This is a genomic window from Dietzia sp. NPDC055877, from assembly GCF_053615975.1.
The window spans coordinates 20042-43603 of sequence record NZ_JBSHCV010000020.1; the positions used below are offsets into that span (position 1 = coordinate 20042).

25 protein-coding genes are annotated in these 23562 nt (G+C 69.9%); 11 read left to right on the forward strand and 14 right to left on the reverse strand.

Annotation, left to right across the window (positions count from 1 at the left end; all coding sequences use genetic code 11):
* Nucleotides 1-4 precede the first annotated feature (4 nt).
* The 3 genes from ACWGLC_RS15510 to ACWGLC_RS15520 are packed head-to-tail and all read right to left on the reverse strand — an operon-like array spanning nt 5 to nt 3004.
* Nucleotides 5-1054 (reverse strand): iron chelate uptake ABC transporter family permease subunit, encoded by a 1050-nt coding sequence (locus tag ACWGLC_RS15510; protein ID WP_452100719.1) that lies wholly within the window; start codon nt 1052-1054, stop codon nt 5-7.
* Nucleotides 1047-2069, reverse strand: a complete 1023-nt coding sequence (locus ACWGLC_RS15515) for an ABC transporter permease (RefSeq protein ID WP_452100721.1) — start codon at nt 2067-2069, stop codon at nt 1047-1049. Before ACWGLC_RS15515 ends, ACWGLC_RS15510 begins: the two co-directional genes overlap by 8 nt.
* Before the next feature lie 20 nt (nt 2070-2089).
* Entirely contained in the window at nt 2090-3004 is a 915-nt protein-coding gene (locus ACWGLC_RS15520; RefSeq protein ID WP_452100722.1) for a siderophore ABC transporter substrate-binding protein, read from the reverse strand.
* Between the two features lie 169 nt (nt 3005-3173).
* On the opposite strand from ACWGLC_RS15520, the gene ACWGLC_RS15525 reads away from it, so the two are divergent.
* The 3 genes from ACWGLC_RS15525 to ACWGLC_RS15535 all read left to right on the forward strand — a co-directional run bounded on the left by ACWGLC_RS15525 (nt 3174) and on the right by ACWGLC_RS15535 (nt 5885).
* Nucleotides 3174-3494: a hypothetical protein gene (locus tag ACWGLC_RS15525; RefSeq protein ID WP_452100723.1), complete on the forward strand. Its 321-nt coding sequence runs from the start codon at nt 3174-3176 to the stop codon at nt 3492-3494.
* Between the two features lie 63 nt (nt 3495-3557).
* Nucleotides 3558-4124 carry a protein-L-isoaspartate O-methyltransferase family protein gene (locus tag ACWGLC_RS15530; protein WP_452100724.1) on the forward strand — a complete coding sequence of 189 codons (567 nt, stop codon included), beginning with the start codon at nt 3558-3560 and terminating at the stop codon, nt 4122-4124.
* A 63-nt stretch (nt 4125-4187) separates the two neighbouring features.
* Nucleotides 4188-5885 carry a fumarate hydratase gene (locus ACWGLC_RS15535; RefSeq protein ID WP_452100725.1) on the forward strand — a complete coding sequence of 566 codons (1698 nt, stop codon included), beginning with the start codon at nt 4188-4190 and terminating at the stop codon, nt 5883-5885.
* 25 nt (nt 5886-5910) lie between these two features.
* Here the strand turns inward: ACWGLC_RS15535 and ACWGLC_RS15540 are convergent, their stop codons facing one another.
* Nucleotides 5911-6441: a VOC family protein gene (locus ACWGLC_RS15540; RefSeq protein ID WP_452100726.1), complete on the reverse strand. Its 531-nt coding sequence runs from the start codon at nt 6439-6441 to the stop codon at nt 5911-5913.
* Nucleotides 6442-6537: 96 nt separating this feature from the next.
* On the opposite strand from ACWGLC_RS15540, the gene ACWGLC_RS15545 reads away from it, so the two are divergent.
* Entirely contained in the window at nt 6538-7053 is a 516-nt protein-coding gene (locus ACWGLC_RS15545) for an LGFP repeat-containing protein (protein WP_452100728.1), read from the forward strand.
* A gap of 103 nt (nt 7054-7156) precedes the next feature.
* Nucleotides 7157-8416, forward strand: coding sequence for a multidrug effflux MFS transporter (locus ACWGLC_RS15550; RefSeq protein ID WP_452100729.1), 1260 nt, complete (start codon nt 7157-7159; stop codon nt 8414-8416).
* On the opposite strand, the gene ACWGLC_RS15555 is transcribed toward ACWGLC_RS15550, so the two are convergent.
* Nucleotides 8391-9128 carry a CPBP family intramembrane glutamic endopeptidase gene (locus ACWGLC_RS15555; protein ID WP_452100730.1) on the reverse strand — a complete coding sequence of 246 codons (738 nt, stop codon included), beginning with the start codon at nt 9126-9128 and terminating at the stop codon, nt 8391-8393. The two genes, ACWGLC_RS15550 and ACWGLC_RS15555, sit on opposite strands and share 26 nt — an antisense overlap.
* Nucleotides 9129-9211: 83 nt before the next feature.
* Here ACWGLC_RS15555 and ACWGLC_RS15560 point away from each other — a divergent pair, with 83 nt between their 5' ends.
* The 4 genes from ACWGLC_RS15560 (at nt 9212) to ACWGLC_RS15575 (ending at nt 12237) form a co-directional block, all read left to right on the forward strand.
* Nucleotides 9212-10102, forward strand: a complete 891-nt coding sequence (locus ACWGLC_RS15560; RefSeq protein WP_452100731.1) for an oxygenase MpaB family protein — start codon at nt 9212-9214, stop codon at nt 10100-10102.
* A 134-nt stretch (nt 10103-10236) separates the two neighbouring features.
* The gene (locus ACWGLC_RS15565; protein WP_452100732.1) at nt 10237-11178 is read left to right on the forward strand and encodes a DUF808 domain-containing protein; all 942 of its coding nucleotides are present in this window, start codon (nt 10237-10239) and stop codon (nt 11176-11178) included.
* Entirely contained in the window at nt 11178-11705 is a 528-nt protein-coding gene (locus tag ACWGLC_RS15570) for a DUF488 domain-containing protein (RefSeq protein WP_452100733.1), read from the forward strand. The genes ACWGLC_RS15565 and ACWGLC_RS15570 overlap by 1 nt, the downstream gene beginning before the upstream one ends.
* A 49-nt stretch (nt 11706-11754) precedes the next feature.
* On the forward strand, nt 11755-12237 hold the full coding sequence (locus tag ACWGLC_RS15575) for an FABP family protein (protein ID WP_452100734.1): 483 nt from the start codon (nt 11755-11757) through the stop codon (nt 12235-12237).
* 53 nt (nt 12238-12290) lie between these two features.
* Here ACWGLC_RS15575 and ACWGLC_RS15580 read toward each other — a convergent pair whose 3' ends face one another.
* The 5 genes from ACWGLC_RS15580 to ACWGLC_RS15600 all read right to left on the reverse strand — a co-directional run bounded on the left by ACWGLC_RS15580 (nt 12291) and on the right by ACWGLC_RS15600 (nt 16771).
* The gene (locus ACWGLC_RS15580) at nt 12291-13172 is read right to left on the reverse strand and encodes an ABC transporter permease (RefSeq protein WP_452100735.1); all 882 of its coding nucleotides are present in this window, start codon (nt 13170-13172) and stop codon (nt 12291-12293) included.
* Complete coding sequence (locus tag ACWGLC_RS15585) at nt 13169-14359, reverse strand: ABC transporter substrate-binding protein (RefSeq protein WP_452100736.1); 1191 nt, start codon at nt 14357-14359, stop codon at nt 13169-13171. The genes ACWGLC_RS15580 and ACWGLC_RS15585 overlap by 4 nt, the downstream gene beginning before the upstream one ends.
* Nucleotides 14360-14367: 8 nt before the next feature.
* The gene (locus ACWGLC_RS15590) at nt 14368-15039 is read right to left on the reverse strand and encodes an ABC transporter ATP-binding protein (RefSeq protein WP_452100760.1); all 672 of its coding nucleotides are present in this window, start codon (nt 15037-15039) and stop codon (nt 14368-14370) included.
* A gap of 74 nt (nt 15040-15113) precedes the next feature.
* On the reverse strand, nt 15114-16232 hold the full coding sequence (locus tag ACWGLC_RS15595) for an acyl-CoA dehydrogenase family protein (RefSeq protein ID WP_452100737.1): 1119 nt from the start codon (nt 16230-16232) through the stop codon (nt 15114-15116).
* Nucleotides 16229-16771 (reverse strand): DUF4242 domain-containing protein, encoded by a 543-nt coding sequence (locus tag ACWGLC_RS15600; RefSeq protein ID WP_452100738.1) that lies wholly within the window; start codon nt 16769-16771, stop codon nt 16229-16231. Before ACWGLC_RS15600 ends, ACWGLC_RS15595 begins: the two co-directional genes overlap by 4 nt.
* Before the next feature lie 159 nt (nt 16772-16930).
* Here ACWGLC_RS15600 and ACWGLC_RS15605 point away from each other — a divergent pair, with 159 nt between their 5' ends.
* Nucleotides 16931-17617 (forward strand): phosphate signaling complex PhoU family protein, encoded by a 687-nt coding sequence (locus ACWGLC_RS15605; RefSeq protein ID WP_452100739.1) that lies wholly within the window; start codon nt 16931-16933, stop codon nt 17615-17617.
* A 76-nt stretch (nt 17618-17693) separates the two neighbouring features.
* On the opposite strand, the gene ilvD is transcribed toward ACWGLC_RS15605, so the two are convergent.
* A complete protein-coding gene (gene ilvD / locus ACWGLC_RS15610) occupies nt 17694-19427 on the reverse strand; it encodes a dihydroxy-acid dehydratase (RefSeq protein WP_452100740.1) in 1734 nt (577 codons plus the stop codon).
* Nucleotides 19428-19482: 55 nt separating this feature from the next.
* On the reverse strand, nt 19483-20487 hold the full coding sequence (locus ACWGLC_RS15615; RefSeq protein WP_452100741.1) for an LLM class oxidoreductase: 1005 nt from the start codon (nt 20485-20487) through the stop codon (nt 19483-19485).
* 51 nt (nt 20488-20538) lie between these two features.
* Here ACWGLC_RS15615 and ACWGLC_RS15620 point away from each other — a divergent pair, with 51 nt between their 5' ends.
* Nucleotides 20539-21906 carry a cation:proton antiporter gene (locus ACWGLC_RS15620; protein ID WP_452100742.1) on the forward strand — a complete coding sequence of 456 codons (1368 nt, stop codon included), beginning with the start codon at nt 20539-20541 and terminating at the stop codon, nt 21904-21906.
* On the opposite strand, the gene ACWGLC_RS15625 is transcribed toward ACWGLC_RS15620, so the two are convergent.
* Entirely contained in the window at nt 21884-22495 is a 612-nt protein-coding gene (locus ACWGLC_RS15625; protein ID WP_452100743.1) for a hypothetical protein, read from the reverse strand. The two genes, ACWGLC_RS15620 and ACWGLC_RS15625, sit on opposite strands and share 23 nt — an antisense overlap.
* Nucleotides 22492-23394 (reverse strand): endonuclease/exonuclease/phosphatase family protein, encoded by a 903-nt coding sequence (locus ACWGLC_RS15630; protein WP_452100744.1) that lies wholly within the window; start codon nt 23392-23394, stop codon nt 22492-22494. Before ACWGLC_RS15630 ends, ACWGLC_RS15625 begins: the two co-directional genes overlap by 4 nt.
* Nucleotides 23395-23562: the final 168 nt, after the last annotated feature.

Below are 23562 nucleotides of genomic sequence, written 5' to 3' on the forward strand. Positions count from 1 at the left end.
ACTTTCAGCGAGCGCGGTTGGTCAGGAGCAGGAACAGGAACAGCAATCCACCGACGAACTCGATAATGATGCTCAGCGCGGACTCCACGCCGAGGACGCCGAGTACCAGCTCGCCGCCGGCCAGCGCGATCACGCCCAGCAAGCAGGCCACGGGGAGGGTGAAACGGTGCAGGGTCGTACCCAGCAGGGCGTAGGCCGCGTTCGCCACGATGAGTCCGAAAAACATCACCGGGCCGATCAGTGCCGTCGATGCCGAGACGAGGAACGACACCACAACCAGCACGATGACCGTGACCCGGCGGTGGTTGACGCCCAGCGCAACCGCGGGGTCCCGGCCGAGAAGCATGACGTCGAGGCGACGACCGAGCATCATCACCACCGCGAGGCCGGCGACGACGATCGCGGCACAGGCGATCAACACATCCACCTGGACGCCGCGGAAGCTGGCGAACATAGCGTCCTGCACCTGCAGGTAGGCGGCCGGATCCAGCAGCCGCTGGAAGAACGACGAGACCGAGCGGAAGAAGACCCCGAACACCACCCCGACGAGAAGCAGCAGGTGGATGTCGGTCCTGCGGCCACCGAGCAGCCAGAGGTACAGCGAGGTCGAGGCGATGACCATGATCGCTGTCTGCGACAGGAAGCCGGACAGTCCGCCGCTGGTGAGGCCGCCGATGATCGCGGCATCGCGCGGCACCATGAAGAACACCAGCAGCGTCTGGATGAGCAGATACAGCGAGTCGAAGCCCATCAATGCCGGGGTGAGGATCCGATTTCCCGTGACGGTCTGGAACAGCACGGTGGACACGCCGACGGCGACCGAGACGAGGACGATCGCCACGGCATGGCGTGACAGTCGGTCGAGCGAGTAGCTCCAGGCCTTGGAGCCGACCGTATCCGGTAGACCGACGAGGACCAGCGCCGTCAGGGACGCGGCCGCCAGCATTGCGCACACGACAACGACGGCCCAGCGTCGACGGCGATCGGACTCCGCCCGTGTACGCACAGGGGCCCGGCCCTCGGGCGGGGCGACGAGAGTTGCGGAGTCAGCCATTGCGCACCCCCTTGAGCATCATCGCCAGGAAGACCGCCCCGCCCAGGACTCCGACGATGGTCCCGACGGGGATCTCGCCCGCACCGGGAGCGCCGTCCGTGAACAGCCCCGGGAGAGACCGGCCGACGATGTCGCAGACGAGAACAGTGACTGCACCGAGCATCGCGACCAGAGGCAGACCGCGCCGGGCGTCGTCACCCACGAGACGGGACACGACGTTCGGGACGACGAGCCCCAGCAGCGGGAGCGCACCGACGGTCACCACGACGACAGCGGCGACCGCGGCGACGATGGCCATCCCCAACGCGACGACCGTACGGTGATTCAGCCCGAGTCCGGTCGAGACGTCTTCGCCGAGGCCGGCAACGGTGAACCGGTCGGCGGCGATGTAGGCGATCACGCCCAGCCCGGCGACGAGCCAGAGCAACTCGTACCGCCCGGCGAGCACGGCGGAGAAGTCGGCCAACATCCAGGAGTTGAGCATCTGCAGCAGGTCACGGGTCATCGCGAGGAACGCCGCGACCGCGCCGATCACCGAGCCGAGCATGATCCCGATCAGCGGCACGACAAACGTGTCCGACGTCGGGACCCGACGGATCGCTGCGAGGAACAGAGCGGTGCCGCCCAGCGCGAAGAGCATCGCGGCGAGCATCTTGACGACGATCGGCGCCCCGGGGGCGAGAATGGCGACCAGCACCAGCCCGAGCCCCGCGGATTCGACGGTGCCGGCCGTCGACGGCTCCACGAATCGATTCCGGGTGAGCAGCTGCATGAGCAGACCTGCGATGGCCAACGAGGCCCCGGCCAGTGCTGCGGCCGCCGTTCGAGGAAGGCGGGCCTCCACCAGGTAGACGGCGTGCGCTTCGGTGAGACCGCCCGTGAGTACGTCCCAGACGGTGATGTTCGCGGCGCCGACGAACACACTCGCGACGAGCGAGATGACGAGCGCGAGGACGCCGAAGGCCGGCCACAGCGAGAATCGCTGTGACCGGCTCTCACGCGCGGTCGTTGTCATGTGGGCGTGTTCTCCGGCCGTCAGGAGACGGCGTTGTCGATCTCGAGGATCATCGAGTTGAGCACGCCCAGGCCACCGCCCACGAGGTACCAGTTCTGGCCGTCGAGGATGTGGACGTTGCCGTTGGTAGCAGCCGCGGTGCGGTTGAAGACGGCGTTGTCGAGCAGCGCGGTGGCGGCCTCGCCCTCCGAGCCGATGGCGGCGTCACGATCGATGACGAAGACGTGGTCGGGGTTCAGCTCGGCGATCTGCTCCCAGCTGAGCGGGGCGCCGTGGCTACCCTCGGTCTCGAGGTTGCCGGCGACGGGCTCCATGCCCAGCTCGTTGTAGATGAGGTCGAAGCGCGAGCCCGGGCCGTATCCGGTGACCTTGCCGCCGGAGGTCATGAGGACCAGCGCGGTGCCGGCGTTCTCGGCCTTGCCACGGGTCGCGGCGACCTGGTCGTCGATCTCGGCGAGTTTGTCGGAGGCGGCGTCCTCCGCGCCGAACAGCCCGGCGATCTCCTCGACCTTGGCGCGGTTGGAGGCAATCGTGTCCGAGGTGTCGGGGTCGCCGGCCACGACCTGGTCGGAGATCTTGGCGAACTCGGGCTCCATCGCAAGGGTGCGGTTCCCGTAGAGGATGAGATCGGGCCCGAGCTCGGCGATGACGTCCATCTTCGGCTCCTTGAGGCTGCCGACATCCGTGAACTCATCGCCTGAGTAGGTCGAGAGCGCATCCGGGAACACGCCGGTCTTGGTCAGACCGATGACGTTGTCCTCAAGATCGAGCTCGTCGAGAGTGTTTGCCGCAGCATGGCTGGTGAGCACGACGCGACTCGGCCCCTCACTCTCGGCGCCGTCGGACTGCGCGTCCGAGGAACCGCAGGCGGTCAGTGCACCGCCGGTCAACGCGAGCGCGGCGGCGGCGGCGACGATCTTGGGGATTAGCTTCATTTCGCTCCAGACATTGGCGGAAGGTTAGGCTCACCTTAACCACATGGCTCGCCGTGGGGCAAAATTCAGGCTTGCCTAACCTGACTACCAGGACGTTTGTGGGGCGGAACACGCCTGAGCTTTCCTCGAGCGGATGCGAACAGACGCGGACTGCCCCAGACTCACGAGCATGGACACCGAGCATGAGGACGACCGCGAACGCGACTACGACCCGGACACGGTCGGCGACCATGACGAGAACACCCTCGACGGCAGCGAGGGGCTCGACGCCGACGTCATCACCACTGACGGCGAGGACCTCACCGTTGAGGCCCCCGAGACGTGGATCCCTGCCGAGGAGCACCACGACCTCGACGACAAACTTGCAGCCGAACGACCTGACGTCGACGAGAAAGCCGGGACGGCGGACGCCGAGCCGGATGCGGAGCGCCACGACCCGATAGATGACCTCGACCCTGAAGGGGAGACACGCGTCCTGGGCGAGAACTGAGTCGGGCGCGCGACCGCCGACTGGCTCATCACAGGGACCGATGTCGGGAGGGAGTGCCGAGCAATGCAGCAGGAATCGATCGCGGAGGCCATGAGCGCCCAGGATCGTCGCCGCTTCCTGCCGTCCGAGGTCGCCGAGTTCCACGACAGTGACCGTCCGCTGCCCATCGGGTACGGCCAGACCAACTCCCAGCCGTCGACGGTGGCCGCGATGCTCGACCTCCTCGAGCCGTTCCCCGGGATGCGCGCCCTGGACGTGGGCTCCGGAAGCGGGTGGACGGCGGCGATCCTCGGCGAACTCGGCGGGGCCGACTCCCGCATCTTCGCGGTGGAGCGCATCCCCGAATTGGTCGAGCGCTCCCGCGAGGCGATCGACCAGCCGTGGGTCTCCGTGCACCGGGCCTCGTCTGACGCACTCGGCCTCCCGGAGCTGGCGCCGTTCGACCGCATCCTCGTCTCGGCGATGGCGGAGGACGCACCCGCTCAGCTGATGGACCAGCTGGCCGACGGCGGCATCATGGTGGCGCCGTGGAACGAGGTCATGCACCGGGTACGCCGGGTCGGGGGCCGGATCGAGATCACCGAACACGGCGGCTACACCTTCGTGCCCCTCATCCACACCCGATTCTGACCTGCGCCCGCTGACGCTTATCCTGAACGGTGGTTTTACCCGTTCGAGAATCCAGGAGCGTCAATGGCCGAGTTCGTCTATGAGGACCTCCTCCCGATCGGGGAGGACACCACGGAGTACCGCCTCCTGACCACCGAGGGCGTATCCACCGTGGAGGGTCCGGACGGGACGACGTTCCTGCGTGTGGAGCCCGAGGCCATCCGTCTGCTCACCGAGACGGCGATGCACGACATCTCCCACTACCTCCGTAGTGACCACCTGCAGCAGGTCGCGAGCATCCTCGAGGACCCGGAGGCCAGTGACAACGACAAGTTCGTCGCCCTGGATCTGCTCAAGAACGCGAACATCGCCGCCGGTGGCGTCCTACCCATGTGTCAGGACACCGGCACGGCGATCGTCAAGGGCGAGCGCGGCCAGCGCGTACTCACCCAGGGTCCCGACGAGGAGACCGTCTCGCGCGGCGTCTACGACGCGTTCACCCGCCTCAATCTCCGGTACTCGCAGAACGCCCCGCTGACGATGTGGGACGAGAAGAACACCGGCCACAACCTGCCGGCCCAGATCGAGATCGGCGCCGACACCACTCCCGGCCACGAGAACTCCTACAAGTTCCTGTTCATGGCCAAGGGCGGCGGGTCCGCCAACAAGTCGTTCCTCTACCAGGAGACCAAGGCGATCCTGAACCCCGAGCGGATGATGCAGTTCATCGAGGAGAAGATCCGCTCGATCGGCACCGCTGCCTGCCCGCCCTACCACCTCGCGATCGTCGTGGGCGGCACCTCGGCCGAGTACACGGTCAAGACCGCCAAGCTCGCTTCGGCCCACTACCTGGACGAACTGCCCAGCTCCGGCGCCATGACGGGCCGCGGCTTCCGCGATCTCGAGCTCGAGGAGAAGGTCTTCGAACTCACGCAGAAGATCGGCATCGGCGCCCAGTTCGGCGGCAAGTACTTCTGCCACGACGTGCGCGTGGTCCGACTGCCCCGGCACGGAGCCTCGCTGCCCGTCGCGATCGCCGTGTCTTGCTCCGCCGACCGTCAGGCCAAGGCCAAGATCACCCCCGAGGGCGTGTTCCTGGAGCAGCTCGAGTTCAACCCGGGCCAGTACCTGCCCGCCACGACCGACGCCGAGCTGGATGCCGCCACCGACGGCATCTCGGGCACTGGCAAGGGCGCCGCGGTGCGGATCGACCTGAACAAGCCGATGCCGGAGATCCTCGCCGAGCTGAGCAGGCACCCGGTCAAGACCCGCCTGTCGCTGACCGGCCCGCTGGTCGTGGCCCGCGACATCGCGCACTCCAAGATCAAGGAGCGCCTCGACGCCGGCGAGGAGATGCCGCAGTACCTCAAGGACCACCCGGTGTACTACGCCGGCCCGGCCAAGACCCCCGCGGGCATGCCGTCGGGCTCCTTCGGCCCCACCACGGCCGGCCGCATGGACTCCTACGTCGAGCAGTTCCAGGCCGCCGGCGGCTCCATGGTCATGCTGGCCAAGGGCAACCGCTCCAAGCAGGTCACGGACGCGTGTGCGGCCCACGGTGGCTTCTACCTGGGGTCCATCGGTGGCCCGGCGGCCCGCCTGGCGCAGGACTGCATCAAGCACGTCGAGGTCATCGAGTACGAGGAGCTCGGCATGGAGGCGGTGTGGAAGATCGACGTGGAGGACTTCCCCGCGTTCATCGTCGTGGACGACAAGGGCGAGGATTTCTTCGCCCACACCGGCGAGGTCACGCTGACGATCGGCAAGCGCCCCGGCCTGTAGGACCGGCAGCGCCCGGGGAGGCGGTTCAGCCTGCCCGGGCGGCGGCCTCCAGGGGCTCGAGGTCCAGCTTGACCATGTCCATCATGGTGGCGAACGCGCGGCGCGCGGCCTCACCGTCGCCCGAGCGCCACACGTCATAGAGGAACACCGGGACGACCTGCCAGCGCACCCCGTAGCGGTCGATCAGCCATCCACACTGGAGTGCCCGCCTACCGCCGGCCAGCAGGCCGTTCCAGTAGTGATCGATCTCGGACTGGTCGGTGCACCGGATCTCGAGCGACATCGCGTTGGTGTACTCGACCCCCGGCCCGCCGTCGAGTCCGATAAACGGCCGGCCGTCCAACTCGAACTCGACGAGCGCCACCTCCCCGGCCTTCTGCCCCGGCGTGTCGACGGGGCTGGTGTCCACGAACGTCACCCGCGAGCGGGGGAACACGGAGCAGTAGAATTCGGCCGCCTCGCGTGCCGTGCCGTCGAACCAGAGGCATGTCGTCATCTCGGCCATCGGGGTCTTCTCCTCCCCGGCCGCCGCGCGGACCCGGCGGCGCTCCGACACCCCCAGTCTGCTCCGCGGGGTCGACGCCGGGAAGGGGGTACCGGTTGCGATCCGGCCACAGACCCGGTGGGGGCCGGGCGACTAAGATCGGCGGGTATGGACAGGATCACGCGCGTCCTCGCCGCCCTCTCCCTCGCCGCGGTCGCCGGTGCGGGCCTCAGCGCCTGTGCGGGTGGCGATGGGGGATCAGGTGACACCGCCGCGTCGGAGACGGCGGCGATGAGTACGACGACGACAACGCCGCCGGGCGGTTCGGCCACAGTGCCCGGACCTGCCGGGGACGAGGTACGCGTCCCGGGCGCTGTCGCCGAGCGCTGGGCGGAGCTCGGCGGCGTCGAGGGCGAACTCGGTGGCGCCACCGGCCCCGCCGAGGATGTCGACGGCGGATCGATCACCGGGTTCGAACGGGGCGCGCTCGTCCAGACGCCCTCGGGCAGGGCCTTCCTGGTCCAGGGCGAGATCCTCACCGCCTACCTCGAGGCCGGCGGCCCCGGCGGTGAGCTCGGCTTCCCGACAGCGGATGAGGCCACGACCGATGGCGGCTGGATCTCCACGTTCGACGGCGGCGTGATCACCTATCTCGACGGCGTCGCCGAGGTTGAACTGAACTGATCCGCCGCACAGTCGCCTGTCCGGGGACACGCGCCCGGCCGGGGGTGGGGCCGGGTTGGCGCGGCGTCCCGGATGGGGTGCCACGGCGGTAACGTGCCCCCTCGTGACCTCGACCCCCTCGCCCGACCCCGCCCGGCCCGACCGCTCCGCAGAACCCACTGCCACGCGCACGCTGCCCGGAACGATGCTCGTCGCCCTGGCCCTCGCCGGCGCGATCGGGCCGTTTGCGACCGACACCTATCTGCCGGCGCTACCGCTGATCGTCGAGGAGTTCGACGTCACGGCCTCCACTGCGCAGCTCACGCTCACCGCATTCATGGTGGCGCTGGCCGTGGGTCAGCTGGTGATCGGCCCGCTGTCGGACCGGCTGGGTCGCCGCGGGCTACTCATCGCGGGATCCGTCGGCACCCTCCTCGCAGCGGTGGCGTGCGCGCTCGCCCCGTCGATCTGGGTCCTCGTTCTCGCCCGGGTCGCCCAGGGCTTCTTCGGCGCCGCCGGCATCGTGCTGGGCAAGGCCATCGTGGTGGACGTGGGCCGCGGGCCGGGGGTGACCAAGGCCTTCGCCACGCTCATGGCCATCCAGTCGGTGGCGCCGGTGATCGCGCCGCTGTTCGGCGGGGCCGTGGTCCCCTTCGGCGGCTGGCGCGGGGTGTTCTGGTTGCTCGCCGGGCTGTCCGCCATCACGCTCGTCGGCGTGATCGCCGCCATCCCGGAGTCGCTGAGCGTCGAGGACCGCCGGGCCGGTGACCTCAGGTCGACTCTGGCCGACATGCGCGAGGTGGCCACGTTCGGCCCTTTCCTCGCCCGGGTGTCGACCTTCGTGTTCACCTTCGGCGTGCTGTTCGCCTACATCTCGGCCAGCCCGTTCATCTATCAGGACATGGCAGGCCTGTCTCCCAGTGCGTACTCGGTGGCGTTCACCGTCAACTCCCTGGGCATCCTCGTGTCGAACATCGCCAGTGCGCGACTGGCCGGTCGGTTCGCCGCCGAGAAGATCCTGTACACCGGCGTGGTCGGAATGGTCACGGCGATCGTCTACCTCGTCGTCGTCGTGGCCCTCTCCCCCGCCGGCACCCTGGGGCTGGTACCGGTCACTGCGGGGTTCATCCTGCTCACCCTGTCGATCGGGGCCGTCCTCCCCAACGCCGCGGCCCTGTCCATGCAGGCCACCGTCGGGCGCTCGGGCACCGGATCGGCGCTGCTCGGCGCCGCCCAGTTCCTCCTCGCCGCGATCGTCTCGCCGCTCACCGGCCTCGCCGGACCGCACTCGGCGATCCCCATGCTCCTCGTGATGGGAGTCAGCGCCGCGCTCGTCCTGCTGGCGGTGCGCGCGATGATCAGCCGGCCACTGCGCGCCACGTGAGCGCGGCAGCGAGCGCACCGACGGCGTTGAACGCCCAGTGCAGGCCGATGGGGGCCAGCAGGCTCCGACTGCGACGGCGGAACCAGATGAAGCCGGCACCTGCGACCGAGGTCGCGACCACGGCCAGGGCGATTCCCGCGAGCTGACCGCCCAGGCCGGTGCCCAACAGTCCTGACAGGCCGGCGTTGCCCGAGGTCAGCCCCAGCGACGTGGTGACGTGCCACAGGCCGAACGCGATCGACCCCACCACGAAGACACCCTTGGTGCCGAACGTGCGCTCGAGCGCTCCCTGCAGCACGCCGCGGAACGCGAACTCCTCCGGCAGGACGGTCATGAGCGGGATGAGCACGAGCGCGGAGAATACCGCCATCCGCAGGTCCGAGTAGCGCTCCGACAGGAAGAACGGGCTCGTCGCGGGGATGAGACAGCCCGCCGTGACCACCGCGGCGACGGCGGCGGTCGCCGCGACGCCGTACGCCAGCCCGCGGGGCATGTGCCGAAGAGACAGACCGAGCTCCGACCAGTGCATCCCGCGCGCCTTGACCACTGCCACGAGCGCGAGGACCGAGATCGGGATGACCCACTCGCGGTGGGCGAGATCGGCGAGGTTCGCGGTGAGGTTGATCGCCGCCAACGCGCCGAGGACCCCGACGACCCCGGCCACCCCCCGGAGGCGGAGGCGGCGGGACGGGAGCGGGTGCGGCGAGCTCATCAGCGCGACCATACCGCTCCCGACGTCCATACCGCGGGTATCGTGACCCACACGACGTCCTTCGGTGAGACGGGATTCCAGATATGACGACGGTGACGACGACCGCGTCGCGTGCGCTGAGCGGCGCGCTGACCGGTGCCCGGCGACAGGTGGGTCTCGTGGTGCGGTCGCGGATCGCGGGCGACGACGCGGCGGCCGGTCGGCAGCGCATCTGGCACTCCGAGGGTGCGAGATGGAACGACCCCGGGGACGCGATCTGCCGGGTCAACGGCGACGCGTCCATGTTCGCGGCGGGCCTGACCGCGCTCCTGCTCCAGTCGCTGCATCCACTGGCGATGGCCGGAGTGGCCGATCACAGCGACTACCGGGGGGATCCGTGGGGGCGACTGCAGCGGACGTCCGGCTTCATCGCCACCACGACGTTCGGCACGATCGCCGACGCCTCCGAGCTCATCCGCACCATCAACGGGGTGCACCGCTCGGTGGTGGGCGTCGACCACCGCGGGCGACCGTATGACGCACGGGACCCGCACCTGCTGCGGTGGGTGCACGTGGCCGAGATCTGGAGCTTCCTCGAATGCCACCGCCTGTACGGGCGGGAACGGCTCACCCCCGGGCTGCGGGACGACTACGTCCGCCAGTCCGCACGGACCGGGCTGATGCTGGGCGCCCGCGACGTCCCGACCACCGCACACGAACTCGACCGGGCGCTGTCGGGATATCTCCCCGAGCTCGAGTCCTCCCCCGCCGCGCTGGATGCCCGGCACTTCATCCTCGACGAACCGCCCGTCGGATGGACCGACAAGCCGGTGTACACCCTGCTGCGCCACGGCGCGGTGGCCGCGTTGCCGCAGTGGGCCCGACGGATGCTCGAGCTGCCGGACGGCCCGCGGGGGTCGCACCGCCTGGGCGTGGCACTCGGCCGGACAGGGGTCTCCACCCTGCGATGGGTACTGGACGCGGTCGACGACTGACGTCGGTCATCCGCCGCGTCGCACAGTGGCCGGCAGCGGATGTCGCATCGCGGCGATACCCTGTGACGGTCCGCCTGTTTTTCACAGGCCGGGCACCACAGCGGGGTGGCCCCGCCCAGATCAGTGAGGACATGATGGCCGGAGGACTCGCAGCACTGCTCGACGACGTCGCGGTACTCGCCCGCATGGCCGCGGCCAGTGTCGACGATGTCGCGGCCGCCGCCGGCCGCGCATCGGTCAAGGCGGCCGGCGTCGTGGTGGACGACACCGCGGTGACCCCGCAGTACGTCCGGGGCGTCGAGCCGTCGCGGGAGCTGCCGATCATCCGCCGCATCGCGACCGGGTCGTTGGGCAACAAGGCGGTCATCATCGTCTTCGCGCTGTTGCTCAGCCAGTTCGTTCCGTGGCTGCTTACCCCGATCCTCATGCTCGGCGGTCTCTACCTGAGCTTCGAGGGCGCGGAGAAGGTGTGGGAGCGCGTCTCCGGCCACCATCAGGATGAGACCCCGGTGGTCGAGAGGGGGCCCGATGCGGAGAAGAAGCTGATCCGCAGCGCGGTGACCACCGACTTCATCCTCAGCGCCGAGATCATGGTGATCGCCCTCAACGAGATCGCCGGCGAGGCGTTCTGGTCGCGGGCGGTCATCCTTGTCGTGGTGGGCCTGGCTATCACCGCCCTCGTCTACGGTGTGGTCGCCGTGATCGTGAAGATGGACGACCTCGGGCTGCATCTCGCGGGCAAGGACTCCCCCGGTGTGCAGAAGTTCGGCCACGGCCTCGTCAGGTCCATGCCCACCATCCTCAACGTAATCGGGTTCGTGGGCATGCTCGCCATGCTCTGGGTCGGCGGGCACATCCTCCTCGTGGGCCTCGACGAGCTCGGGGTCACCGGCCCCTACCACCTGGTTCACGTCCTGGCGGATCCCGCCGCCGGGATCGCCGGGGTCGGGGCATTCCTGAGCTGGCTCGTCAGCACCGTGTGCTCGGCGGTCTTCGGCCTGATCGTGGGCGCCGTGATCGTCGCCGTCACCCATCTCGTCCCGCGCCGGGGCGGCGAGCCGGACCCCGCCGCCTGATGTTGCTCACCGTCGGACACGGGCGCCTCGAGCACGACGAGCTCGCCGCGCTCCTCACCGGCGCCGGAATCGAGCTGCTGGTGGACATCCGGCGCTTCCCCGGGAGCCGTGCCAACTCCGCGGCGGCCAGAGGCGCGGTCCCGAAGATCACCGCAGACGCCGGGATCGACTACCGGTGGGAGGAGGATCTCGGCGGTCGGCGGACCCTCACCGCCGCCCAGCGCCGGGCCTCCCCGGACACATGGTGGCGGGTCGAGGCGTTCCGCGCCTACAGCGCGTGGACCCGCGACCCGGCGTTCCGGTCCGCCCTCGACCGGGTGGTGGCCGACGCCCGCACGCGACGCACCGTCGTGATGTGTTCCGAATCCGTGTGGTGGCGGTGCCACCGGCGGATCGTCGCCGACGTGGTCTCGACGGTGCACGAGTTGCCCGTCGGCCACCTCATGCACTCCGGCCGGATCAACACGCACACCCCCAGCGAAGGGTTGCGGCTGGACGAGGGCGCTGAGCCGGTCTGGGACAGGTGACACCGCCGCCCTAAATGGGCGGCGCCGGGGTGGCCTACCCTCTGAAGGCATGAACTCCCCCGCGTCCCTCGCCCCCAACCTGGCCCCCGTGCGCATGATCCTCGGAACCTGGACAGGACAGGGGGCGGGCTCCTACCCGACGATCGACGACTTCTCCTATACCGAGGAGATCACCTTCACCGACGTCGGCAAGCCGTTCCTGCACTACGTCCAGAAGACCCGGGGCCCCGCAGGGAACCCGATGCACACCGAAACAGGGTTTCTGCGGATCCCCGGAGACGGGACCGCCGAGTTCGTGATCGCCCAACCCACCGGGCAGGCCGAACTCTGTGAGGGCACCGTGCATGCCGAAGCGGGCTCCGTGGTCCTCGAGTTCGCCGCGAGCCTGCTCAACAGCGCCACCGCCAAACAGGTGACCTCGACCCGGCGGCGCTACGAGTTCGTCGGCGACGCGGTCACCACCACGTTCGCCATGGCCGCCGTCGGGCAACCGATGACGCACCATCTGCGCTCCGAGATGCGCCGATCCTGACCGTCACCGCCGGGTCGCATCCAGCGCGCCCCGGCCGGGCCGCGCTGATGGCGCTAGCGCGCGGTGCCGCCCCGCAGTAGCAGTCGGGACAGGGAGTCGAGCGCGAAGCCGAGGACGCCGATCACGAGGATCACCGCCATCACCTGGTCGTACGCCAGCTGGTCACGGGCATTGAGGATCTGGTAACCCAGTCCCGAACGCACGCCCAGCATCTCCGCCGGCACCAGGACGATCCAGGCGGTACCCAGTGCCAGTCGGATGCCGCCGAGGATCGACGGCCGAACGGCGGGGATCACGACGCGGGTGAGCCGCTCCCAGCCACTCGCTCCCATCGTCCGGGCCACGTCGAGGTATCCGGGGTCCATGGCCTGGACGCCGGCGGAGGTCGAGAGAATGATCGGCCAGATCGCGGCGGCGGCGACGAGGAAGATCACCGGCTCGTTCCCGATGCCGAACACCGCGATGGCGACCGGTGCCCATGACAGTGGCGAGATCATGCGGAGGAACTGCACGAGCGGGCCCGCGACCGCCTCCGCGCGGCGCCGAAGCCCCAACCACAGTCCGAGCGGGACGCCGAGGAGTGCTGCCGCCGCGAGGCCGGCGACGAGCCGGTAGAGGCTGACCGAGGCGTCGGAGAGCAGCACCCCTCGATCGAGCAGATCGCCGAGGCCGAACCAGGTGCGGGCGGGTGACATGCCGCTGATCACCGGGTCGTCGGTGACCAGCCCGGAGGTGAGCAGCGCCCACACGCCGAGCCCCAGCACCAGGCCCAGGAGTCCCGCCCCCCACCGCGCAGCGAGGGCCGAGCCGGCCGTCGTGGGACCACCCTTGGAGCGATCGCCGCGACGGCGGCGTGCCTCGCGGGGGCTCGACGCCGCGAGCCCATCCGTGTCCGGGCCCCCGCCCGGGTGGGAGGTCGTGTGCGTGCGGGTCATGAGAGCAACCGTTCGTGTCGGGTGAGCGAGGTGGGGAGTCCGAGGGCGGCCGGTCCGCCGTGTCGTTCGATCGAGGCGCGGACGAACCTGTCGTCGACGAGTTCGCGGTGAACCCTCGCCGGGTCGAGGCCGTCCAGGAATCGGGTCTCGCCGTCGACGACCGTCTGGCGCATCTGGCGGACCAGCTCCTCGGTGAAGCTCGGGAACGGGTACGGGTGGAAGTCGATCCGGGGCCTGTCGGGGCCTCCCGCGGGATCGGCGACCGTCCCGGCCATGGCGACCTCCACGGCCGCCGGGGGCTGCGGGAGGTACCCCTTACCGGACAGGATCGCGGCGGCGGCCGAGCGATCGGCCCGGATCCCCAATTGCGCGGCGACCGCCGAGTCGACCAACGCCTGGACCGTGTCCGGGCGGTTGTCGATGAGATCCTCGTGCACGACCGTCACGCAACAGGCGTGATCGCGCCACACCTCATCCAGGAGCATGTGCAGGGAGCCGACTCCCCTGGCGACCGCGCCGGCGTTGAACGGGTCCGCCACGGTGAACGCCGAGATCGACCCGGTGGCCAACGCCGGGATCATGTCGGCGGGCCCCATCACCACGAGCTCGACGGTTCCGTCCCCACGGCTCGGAGCCGTTCGCGCGACGGGGGTCAGGCCATTCGCCCGCAGCACCCGCTGCAGGAGCATGTTGTGGATCGACCACCAGCCCGGGATCGCGACCTGCGTGCCGGCGAGCTCCGAGACATCGTTGATATGCGGCGCGACGGTGATCGCGCCGCCGCCGGTGTGGTTCCAGCTCACCATCTTCACGTCGGCGCCGAGGACGTAGCGCAGCTGCACCGCCGACGGCATGAGCAGATGGATCAGATCCACCTGCTTGGTGAGGAAGGCCTCCATGAGCGACGACCAGGAGCGGAAGAGCACCGGTCGCCCGACGATGAGCTTCTGCTGCTCGAAGTATCCGTCCCCGTGTGCGACGAGTAGTGGCGCGGCGTCGGTGATCGGCAGGTAGCCGATCCGCAGCTCTTCTGTCGCGACCCCGCGCGGGGCGGTCGCCGCGGAGACGAGGTTGCCCAACGTCGCCGCGCCGCCGAGGGCTCCGGCCCCCACCGCGAGTGCGCCGCCGGTACGCAGCAGCGAGCGTCGGTCGAGTACGGGGCCGCGCGCCCCCGGATCATTCTTCATCGCCGTTGTCAGGCCGTCCGGTACGCGGCCAGGATCTCCCCACGCAGCGCCGGGTCCGAGTCGGTGGCGCCGTGGGAGGTGTTGGTCCACTCCCGCTGCACCCGACCGGACGAGCCCAGCAGGGCGATGCGGGAGCCGACCACCAACGCCTCGTCCACGTCGTGGGTCACCATGACCGTGGTGACGCCGAGGTCTGCGGTCACACCGACCAGCCAGCGTTGGGAGTCGGCCCGGGTCACCGGGTCGAGCGCGCTGAACGGCTCGTCGAGGAGAAGGATCTCCGGACGCGTCGCCGCGGCCCGGACGACGGCGACGCGCTGTGCCTGACCACCGGAGATCTGGTCCGGTCGTGAATCAGCCAGTTCCGCGATCCCGAAGTTCTCGAGCAGCTCGTCGACATGCCCGGAGGTCACCCGTCCGCGGAGGGCACGGAACCGGGCGCCCAGGGCGACGTTCTCGCGTACCGACAACCACGGGTAGAGCAGCGGCTTCTGGAAGACCACGGCATAGGAGTGCTCGTTGCCGTCCGCCATGGACTGCGAGCCCACCCGCAGGGCACCGCCCGCCGGCTCCTCGAGGCCGGCCAGCATGCGCAGCAGGGTCGATTTGCCGACGCCGGAGGGCCCGAGCAGCACCAGCGACTCACCGGCGCGGACCCGGAGCTCGAGGTCGTCGAACAGGGTCCGCCCGCCGGGGAGCCGGTGCTGCAGACCGGTCACGCTCACGGCGACCGGTCGCTCGAGGACCGCTGAACTCACGCGACCACCCCGAGGCGGTCCAGCTCCCAGCGGAGCTGGGACTGCGACGGCGACTGCACCGGAAGGAAGGCCGCCTCGCGCATACGGCGGTTGGCCGGAGCCCCCTGCGCGTAGCCCATCCCGCCGCAGAGGATCGCCTCGAGCCGGGTCGCGGCGGGTGCGATCTCCGCGCCATCCAGACGCAGCAGCAACAGGTCGGTGAGCGACGCCCTGTGCTGCGCGGCCGCGAGGCGGTGGAGCTCGGAGTGCATGTGCTCGTGCCGGCCCGCCAGCGCTTCGTGCTCGTCCGAGTAGAAGGCCCCGAGTCCCTCGAGCCGCCCCTCGGCCTCGGTGAGCGAGCGGGCGCCCACGCCGGAACAGAAGGCCGCCTGGAGGACGAGGAACTGCGGTCGCACGCCAGACAGGAAGTCGCCGAGGTCCTCGCCCAACACCTGCTGATCGGGCACCACGACGCCGTCGAGTCCGATCATCGTGGAGGCCGTCGCGTTGAGCGCGAGCAGGTCGGGAGCCGTACGGATCTCGACGCCGGGGGTCGAGGCCCCGAAGGTCAGGACGAGGCTGCGGCCGTCCTCGGTGTTGGCCGCCAGCACGATGGTGCTGTCCGGGTACACGTTGGACGCCCACGCGATCGGTCCGTCGATCCGGTAGCCACCGTCGACCGGGGTGGCGGTGATGGGCACGTTGCCGAGTCCGACGACCTGCCGCTGCGCGGCGGCCATGCCGGTCACCCCCGGCCGGACGCCGTCGGCGACCGCCCGGTAGCTCTGTTGAGCGGCCTCGGATCGGTCAGCGGCATGTCGGAGGTAGGCCGCGGTCATCCGCTGCGCCCAGGCGCCGAACGCCACGGCCAGACTCTCCGTCGCCACGGCTTCGATGATCGTCGCGGCGACGGGGACCGGCGTGCGGTCGACGTCGAAGAGTCCGAGACCGGCGAGTGCGGCGATGTCCTCCCGCAGGTCCGCGTCAGCGCGGTCCAGGGCGGAGGCCCGCGCGGCGATCGAGTCGATCACCGCGAGGAGCTCCGTCGCGTCGACGGAACCCAAATCGCCGGCGATCAGACGCGCCCGCGGGGCGCCGAGATCCGGGGTGAGAGTGCTGGCCGTGGGTGCGCTCATGCCAGCTCGTGTAGACGCGAAATCGGGGTGGACACGATCTCACGCGCCCGGACGACCGCGTCGGTGTCGGGGGCGTTGTAGAAGCACAGGCACTTGTCCGTGTCCTCACGGACGTAGGTGCGCAGGAATGAGACCTCGGGGATTTCGGCGTACTTCGGGGACTTCTCCTTCTTGCGGGTGAGGTAGGTGTCCATGTCGATCTCGGCCGGGATGTCCCACTCGACCAGGTAGCCGGCCTCGGGGCGGGCGGCCTTGATGGTCTCGAGGTCGGTGCCCACGAGGCGGACCTGGGCGGGCTCCGTGACCTCGGCGACGCCGAGCTTCGCGGCGTCCAGTGCGGGGGCCTCGGTGGCGCAGGCGCCGCCCGGGCCGTCGGCCAACTCCACGATGGTGAAGATCCGGGCGGCACCCTTGGTGATCTGGGTCTCGATGACCTCGACGCCCGCCTCGGTCAGCGTGGCGGCGATGGCGTCGATAAGCGCAGAGGGATCGGCCTGCTGCTCCTGGGACGGGGTGGTCTCGTACAGGAAGAGGGTCATGTCGTGTCCTTTCCGGGGACTTCTCGTGTCGGCCAGGGTAGGCAGGGACAGACCGTTCTGTCTACTAGCGCGCCCGATCGCCCCCGTTTGCGGGTCAGGTGGGTGAACACTGGGAGAACGGCGCTGCCCGGGGCCGCCGTGATAACTACGGTCGGAGGCATGCGTACTGTCTTCCGTTCCAAGCTCGACGAGTTCTCCGACCAGCTTGTCCGCTATTGCGAGACCAACACCACGCTCCTCGAACGCGCGACCGTGGCGCTCCTGGAGCGCGACGAGGTGGCGGCGACCGAGGTCATCGACGGCGCCACCCAGCTCGAAGAGCTCCGCGAGGTCAGCGAACAGCACGCGTTCGAGCTGCTCCTCCTGGAGGCGCCGGTCGCGCGGGATCTCCGTCAGGTCGTCTCGGGGATCTATATCGTCGAGCACTTCACACGGATGGCCGCCCTCGCCGGCCACATCGCCCGCGTGGCCCGTCGCCGCCACCCCGAAGCCGTGGTCCCGGAGCAGGTCGTCCCCCTCATCCGGGAGCTCGCCGAGCGCGATATCGCGATGTCCCGTCAGCTCACCGACCTGTTCAGCGACCGCGACGTGAACAAGGCCCTGCTCCTGGATTCCCAGGACGATGCCGTGGACGGGCTCCACGCCACGCTGATGCAGCAGCTCTCCAACGAGGACTGGCCCTATGGCTCGGTCGCGGCGGTGGACCTGGCGCTGCTGGCCCGCTACTACGAGCGCTTCGCCGATCACACCGTGAGCATCGCGAACCGTCTCGTCTACCTCGCCACCGGCGAGCTGCCCGACAACGGTTCGCTGTCCCACCTCGACGACGGCACGGTCCTCGACTGATCCCCCGCCGCCGCCACCGACTCGCCCCGCCGGCTGATCATCAGCCGGCGGGGCGAGTCGTCTGATCGATGCACCCTCAGCGGCAGATCGCGCCCTCGGAGGCGGACTGGACCAGCTTCGAGTACTTGGCGAGGACGCCACGGGTGTAGCGGGGCGGCAACGGCTCCCATCCGTCCTTGCGTCCCTCCAGCACCGTCTCGTCGACCAGGAGCTCGAGTGTGCCGTTCGAGACGTCCAGGCGGATCCGGTCCCCGTCGCGTACGAACGCGATCGGACCGCCGTCGACTGCCTCCGGCGCGATATGCCCGACGCACAGGCCGGTCGTCCCTCCGGAGAAGCGGCCGTCGGTCATGAGCAGCACGTCCTTGCCCAGCCCCGCGCCCTTGATCGCCCCGGTGATGGCCAGCATCTCGCGCATTCCGGGACCACCCTTGGGCCCCTCGTAACGGATGACGACGACATCGCCGGCGGTGATCGTCCCGTCCTCGAGCGCGTCCATCGCGGCGCGCTCTCGCTCGAAGACCCGCGCGGTGCCCTCGAAGACATCCGAGTCGAAGCCCGCGGACTTGACCACCGCACCCTCCGGGGCGAGGGAGCCGCGCAGGATGGTGATGCCACCGGTCGGGTGGATCGGCTCGTTCATCGCACGCAGCACCAGGCCGTCCGGGTCCGGCGGCGAGATGTGCGCCAGGTTCTCGGCGACGGTCCTGCCGGTGACCGTCAGGCAGTCACCGTGCAGCAACCCGGCATCGAGTAGTGCCTTCATCACGACGGGCACGCCGCCGATCTTGTCGACGTCGTTCATCACGTGTGCACCGAACGGCTTGACGTCGGCTAGGTGCGGGACCTTGGCTCCGATGCGGGCGAAGTCGTCGAGGCTCAGCTCCACCTCCGCCTCGTTGGCGATCGCCAGAAGGTGCAGCACCGCGTTTGTCGAGCCACCGAATGCCATGACCACGGCGATGGCGTTCTCGAACGCCTCCTTGGTCATGATGTCGCGGGCGGTGATCCCGCGCCGCAGCATCTCCACCACGGCTTCGCCGCTGGCCTTGGCGAACCCGTCGCGACGACGGTCCGGCGCCGGCGGCGCGGCACTGCCGGGGAGGGACATCCCCATGGCCTCGGCGGCGCTGGCCATCGTGTTGGCGGTGTACATGCCGCCACAGGCGCCTTCGCCGGGACAGATGGCGCGCTCGATACTGTCCACGTCCTCGCGGCTCATCAGTCCCCGCGAGCAGGCCCCGACCGCCTCGAACGCGTCGATGATCGTGACCTGGCGCTCGGTCCCGTCCGACATCCTGGCGAAACCGGGCATGATCGACCCGGCGTAGAGGAAGACGCTGGCCAGGTCGAGACGCGCGGCGGCCATGAGCATGCCGGGCAGCGACTTGTCGCACCCGGCGAGCAGCACCGAACCGTCGAGCCGCTCGGCACTCATGACCGTCTCCACGCTGTCCGCGATGACCTCGCGGGACACCAGCGAGAAGTGCATACCCTCGTGGCCCATCGAGATGCCGTCGGAGACCGAGATGGTGCCGAACTCGAGCGGGTACCCCCCGCCTGCGTGGGTGCCCTCCTTGACCGCCTTGGCCAGCCGGTCCAGCGGGAGGTTGCACGGGGTGATCTCGTTCCACGACGACGCCACGCCGATCTGGGGCTTGACCCAGTCGTCGTCGCCCATCCCCACCGCTCGCAGCATCCCGCGCGCGGCGGTCTTCTCCAGGCCGTCGGTCACGTCGCGGCTGCGTGGCTTGATGTCGACTTCCGTCGTCGGGTTCTCGGATCGGGGGGTATCGGTTCCGGAGTTCATGGGGCCAGCCTAGGTACTCGGGCCGGACCCGCGCCGCCGGACGAGGCGGACGGGGTCAGCCCGACGACGAACCCAGAGCGGGGAACCGGTGCACCACGTGCTCGGAGAGTTCGTCGATCACCTCGCGGATCGGTCGCGTGCTCGCGCCCACACCCAGCAGAACGTGGTTCACACCGATCTGTCGGAGATCGTCGAGGTGCTGTACCAGCGCACGCCGGCCGAGCCGGAACCCGAAGTTGATCGGCGACGCCGTCTCGTCCGGGTCCTCGGACAGATCGACCTGCAGCGACTGCGCGAAGGGCTTGAAGGGGGCGTCCGCGACTCCTGCCGCCTCGACGAGCTCCCTCCATCGCGCGGCGGTGCGGCGCTGGGCGTCGAAGTCGCGCGGGTAGGTCATCCAGCCGTCCCCGTGCTCGGCGAGGTAGGTGACGCTCTGCTGACACGAACCGATCATGAGGATCGGCACGGACGCCGCGGTGGGCTTGGGCACCACGTCCGCACTGTGCATCCAGCCCCCCGGCCAGCGGATGCCGCGCATCTCCGTGCTGAGCGCGTGTCGGAGTACGCGCAGGTTCTCGCGGAACCGCTCGCCGCGTTCCCCCTGCTCGAGTCCGAACGCACGGAACTCCTCGGGCCGGTCGCCCGAGGCCAGCCCCAACAGGAAGCGACCACCGGTGATCCGGTCGAGGCTGGCGGCGGACTTGGCCACGTGCAGCGGGTGTCGGATCGACAGGACGATGCCGGCGGTCCCCAGCGCGATCCGCGAGGTGTGCGCCGCGATGTGGGACAGATGGATCCACGGGTCGTACACCTGCCCGAGGTCTCCGAACGACGGCACCCGCAGCGGTATGTCACGGACGTAGAGGGCGGCGAAGCCCCCGGCCTCGGCGGCGCGAGCGGCCTCGATCTGCGCGGCGAGATCCCCGACCGGCGCGTCGTCGCCCCGGCTTCGTAGTGGGAACCCCAGGCCGAGCGTGAGATGCCCGGGCGCGAAGGTGCGACGGAAGCCCGGGAGGTGGTGCGGGTCGTCGTCGGAGCGCGTGCAGAGCGGGGTCGTCATGCACCCACCTTGCACTAGGCTCACGCTCATCCCTCCGACGAAAGGCCGGACGTGACCACCACCCTCCTGGCTTTGGGGACCTCGTCGACGGAACTACTCTCGCTGTTCTGGATCGTGTTGGTCATCTGCGTCGCGCCGGTGCTGTCCTGGATGGCCCGGTCGTTCATCCCCGCGGTCGTCCTGCTGCTGGTCGGCGGCATGCTCATCGGCCCGAACGGGATCGGCCTGGCCGAGGAGAGCGGCGGCGTGGCGATGCTGTCGGAGATCGGACTCGGCATGCTGTTCCTGCTCGCGGGCGCAGAACTCCGGACGTCCACGCTCGCCGGCCGTCGGGGCGCGGGCGCGACGGGCACTTGGGTGGTGAGCCTGATCCTGGCGACCGGCGTCGGGTACCTGGTCTCGGACCGCTGGGAGACCGCCGTGGCGATCGGCCTGCTGCTCACCTCCACCGCGATCGGCACGCTGCTGCCGATCCTCAAGGGAGGCGGCCACGACACCACCCCGGTCGGCCGCGCGGTGCTCACCCACGGCGCGGTCGGAGAACTCGGCCCCGTCCTGGCCATGGCGTTACTGCTCGGCACCCGGGACATCGGCTCGTCCGCGGTGGCGGTCGCCCTGTTCCTGCTGGCCGCCCTGTTCCTGTTCGCGGTACCGCGGCGCCTGCTCTACGTCCCCGCGATGGGGCGCGCACTGGCGCAGGGCAACACCTCGACCGGACAGCTCGTGGTGCGGACGGTGTTCCTGCTGCTGGCCGCGATGATGGCCGTGGCGTCGGTGTTCGGACTGGACGTGGTGCTGGGTGCGTTCGCGGCGGGCATGATCTTGCGCAGCCTCGTCGAGGCGTACGGCAGGCAACTCGTGGCCGTCCGGTCGGATTCCGCAGCTCCCCACGCGCCGCCCCGCGACCTGCTCGGCGAGCTGCTCGGCCGCCTGGATACCGTCGGATACTCCTTGTTCATCCCGGTGTTCTTCGTGGTGTCGGGGATGGGGATCAGCGTGGATGCGGTCGCGGCGGCCCCGTGGCTGCTGGTCGCCGGGGTGGCGAGCATGTTGATCCTGCGTGGCGGTGGCGTGTGGCTCTCGGAGACGTGGCTGCGGGTCAGCCCCGGCCTGGCGACGACGCGCGACCGCGCCCGGGTCGGTTTGTACGCGGCGACGGGTCTGCCGATCATCGTGGCGGTGACGGACGTGGCCGTGACCGGCGATCTGATGCGCGCCGAGGAAGCCGCGGTCCTGGTGGCGGCCGGGGCGGTGACGGTGTTGCTGTTCCCACTGCTCGCCGACGTGGTGCACGCCCCGGGCGTCGGTGCGGGGGCGCCGAGGGCGGGCGCGTCGCCGCCCGGCAGTGTCTCCGATGGCGACGACGACAACGGCGGCGGCATCACGACCAGTGACATCACCGGGACTCGCACCCCGTGACCGTGACAGCGATCGACGGGACCAGCAGCTGAGGCGTGCGGGCCATCAGCAGGCCCCCGAGCAGCGCCCCTGACGCGCCGGCGGCCATGTCGCCGATCGTGTCGTGGTAGGTCACGTGGATGTCGGCGGTGATCGCGGCATATCCGAACCATTCGACCATCTCCCAGAGCGCGCCGAGGGCCAGCCCCAGCGCGGTGGTGAGCACCACGGCTCCGATGGCGGTGAATCGTGGCGAGGCCGGCGGCGGCACGATGTCCCGGCGGGCGAGCACCAGGTACCCCATGACCGCGAGGGCGCCGGCCGTCGCCACGTGGACGGGGATGTCCCACCACCAGACTGCTCGATAGAGATCGAGTACGTTGCTCCACGCCGCGACGAGCAGCACCACGCACACCGCGGCGTCGGCCCCCGGCCGCATTCCGAGGAACCATGGCAGCATGAGCCCTGGCGTGCAGAACGCCACGATCGCCGCGTCGGTGACCCCGGACACCGCCAGCGCCAGCACCACACTCAGCACGCCGAGGAGCCGGACCGCATCCGCGACGACCTGTCCGCGGGTACCGGCAGGACGCAGGAAATTGTCGATCACAGCGGTCCTGCCCCGGCCACGACAGGGCCTGATGGACCTGATGGACCTGATGGACTCTCTGTTCTCACCACGGCCTGCACCGGCAGGTGATCGGAAGGCCAGCCCCCGTCATGACGGAACGGATTGATCGCGGCTTGGGTCACCCGGAGACGGGATGAGGTGAGAATCCAGTCGATCCGATCGCCATGCCGACGCGGACGACGGTAGCGACCGTAGGTGCCCCACTCCCCGGTCGCACGAGAGCGCGCACCGTCCCAGCTGTCCACCAGTCCGGCCGCGAACAGGGCCCGCACGGCATCGCTCGACGGCCCGGCGTTGAGATCCCCGGCCAGCACCGTCGGCGGCTCGCCGGGACCGACCAGATCCCCGATCGCTACGGCCGCGCGGAGCCGCGACCTCGCCGAGAACGGATCCAGATGAGTATTCATCACGTGGATCCGCCGACTCGTGGCCCGGTCCCGGAATCGTGCACCGACCAGAATCCTGGGGAACGGGTTGCCCCACGACGTCGAACCGGGGAGCCGCGGGGTGTCCGACAGCGCGGATTGCTCCCACCCTTCGAGTTCGAGCCTGTCCGCGTCGTACATGATCGGGCACGCCTCGCCGCCGCCGTCGGCTGACCGACCGAAGCCGACGTGGTGGTACCCGCGACCGAGTCCCTCGTAGAGCGCCCCCAGTTGATCCGGGAGCACCTCCTGGGCGCAGAGCACCGTCGGACGCTCCGTGGTGAGCAGAGCGGTGATCCCGGGAGCGCGGCGGCACCACCGATCGGCCGACCGCGCCAGAAAGCGCGGCATCCGCCGCCGGATGTTCCAGCTCATGATGTGGAGCTCGGGCGCCCGCGCCGGCCCGATCACCGCCCGCGTCGTGCGGTGGGTCTCCGAGTCCCGCTCGGTCATCGCCGGAGTCACCGCCCTTCTTCGTCGCCGGGCGCGGCGTCGGCCCCGCCCCCGGCCCACCACCCGTGTGACGGCCCCGTCCGGCCCGGTAGCTCGCGACGCCGCTCCTTCCTGCCACCTTAGGTGTCAGCACCGTGCGCGTACGCCCTGCGCGCGGAAGTCACAGAC

Excerpts from the sequence above, each read along its gene's own strand:
- ACWGLC_RS15570 (WP_452100733.1), top strand. The coding sequence starts at position 11,178 with ATGTTGCTCACCGTCGGACACGGGCGCCTCGAGCACGACGAGCTCGCC.
- ACWGLC_RS15545 (WP_452100728.1), top strand. The coding sequence starts at position 6,538 with ATGGACAGGATCACGCGCGTCCTCGCCGCCCTCTCCCTCGCCGCGGTC.
- ACWGLC_RS15525 (WP_452100723.1), top strand. The coding sequence starts at position 3,174 with ATGGACACCGAGCATGAGGACGACCGCGAACGCGACTACGACCCGGAC.
- ACWGLC_RS15535 (WP_452100725.1), top strand. The coding sequence starts at position 4,188 with ATGGCCGAGTTCGTCTATGAGGACCTCCTCCCGATCGGGGAGGACACC.
- ACWGLC_RS15515 (WP_452100721.1), bottom strand. The coding sequence starts at position 2,069 with ATGACAACGACCGCGCGTGAGAGCCGGTCACAGCGATTCTCGCTGTGG.
- ilvD (WP_452100740.1), bottom strand. The coding sequence starts at position 19,427 with ATGAACTCCGGAACCGATACCCCCCGATCCGAGAACCCGACGACGGAA.
- ACWGLC_RS15575 (WP_452100734.1), top strand. The coding sequence starts at position 11,755 with ATGAACTCCCCCGCGTCCCTCGCCCCCAACCTGGCCCCCGTGCGCATG.
- ACWGLC_RS15605 (WP_452100739.1), top strand. The coding sequence starts at position 16,931 with ATGCGTACTGTCTTCCGTTCCAAGCTCGACGAGTTCTCCGACCAGCTT.
- ACWGLC_RS15595 (WP_452100737.1), bottom strand. The coding sequence starts at position 16,232 with ATGAGCGCACCCACGGCCAGCACTCTCACCCCGGATCTCGGCGCCCCG.
- ACWGLC_RS15580 (WP_452100735.1), bottom strand. The coding sequence starts at position 13,172 with ATGACCCGCACGCACACGACCTCCCACCCGGGCGGGGGCCCGGACACG.
- ACWGLC_RS15585 (WP_452100736.1), bottom strand. The coding sequence starts at position 14,359 with ATGAAGAATGATCCGGGGGCGCGCGGCCCCGTACTCGACCGACGCTCG.
- ACWGLC_RS15520 (WP_452100722.1), bottom strand. The coding sequence starts at position 3,004 with ATGAAGCTAATCCCCAAGATCGTCGCCGCCGCCGCCGCGCTCGCGTTG.
- ACWGLC_RS15600 (WP_452100738.1), bottom strand. The coding sequence starts at position 16,771 with ATGACCCTCTTCCTGTACGAGACCACCCCGTCCCAGGAGCAGCAGGCC.
- ACWGLC_RS15630 (WP_452100744.1), bottom strand. The coding sequence starts at position 23,394 with ATGACCGAGCGGGACTCGGAGACCCACCGCACGACGCGGGCGGTGATC.
- ACWGLC_RS15555 (WP_452100730.1), bottom strand. The coding sequence starts at position 9,128 with ATGAGCTCGCCGCACCCGCTCCCGTCCCGCCGCCTCCGCCTCCGGGGG.
- ACWGLC_RS15530 (WP_452100724.1), top strand. The coding sequence starts at position 3,558 with ATGCAGCAGGAATCGATCGCGGAGGCCATGAGCGCCCAGGATCGTCGC.
- ACWGLC_RS15565 (WP_452100732.1), top strand. The coding sequence starts at position 10,237 with ATGGCCGGAGGACTCGCAGCACTGCTCGACGACGTCGCGGTACTCGCC.
- ACWGLC_RS15510 (WP_452100719.1), bottom strand. The coding sequence starts at position 1,054 with ATGGCTGACTCCGCAACTCTCGTCGCCCCGCCCGAGGGCCGGGCCCCT.
- ACWGLC_RS15615 (WP_452100741.1), bottom strand. The coding sequence starts at position 20,487 with ATGACGACCCCGCTCTGCACGCGCTCCGACGACGACCCGCACCACCTC.
- ACWGLC_RS15560 (WP_452100731.1), top strand. The coding sequence starts at position 9,212 with ATGACGACGGTGACGACGACCGCGTCGCGTGCGCTGAGCGGCGCGCTG.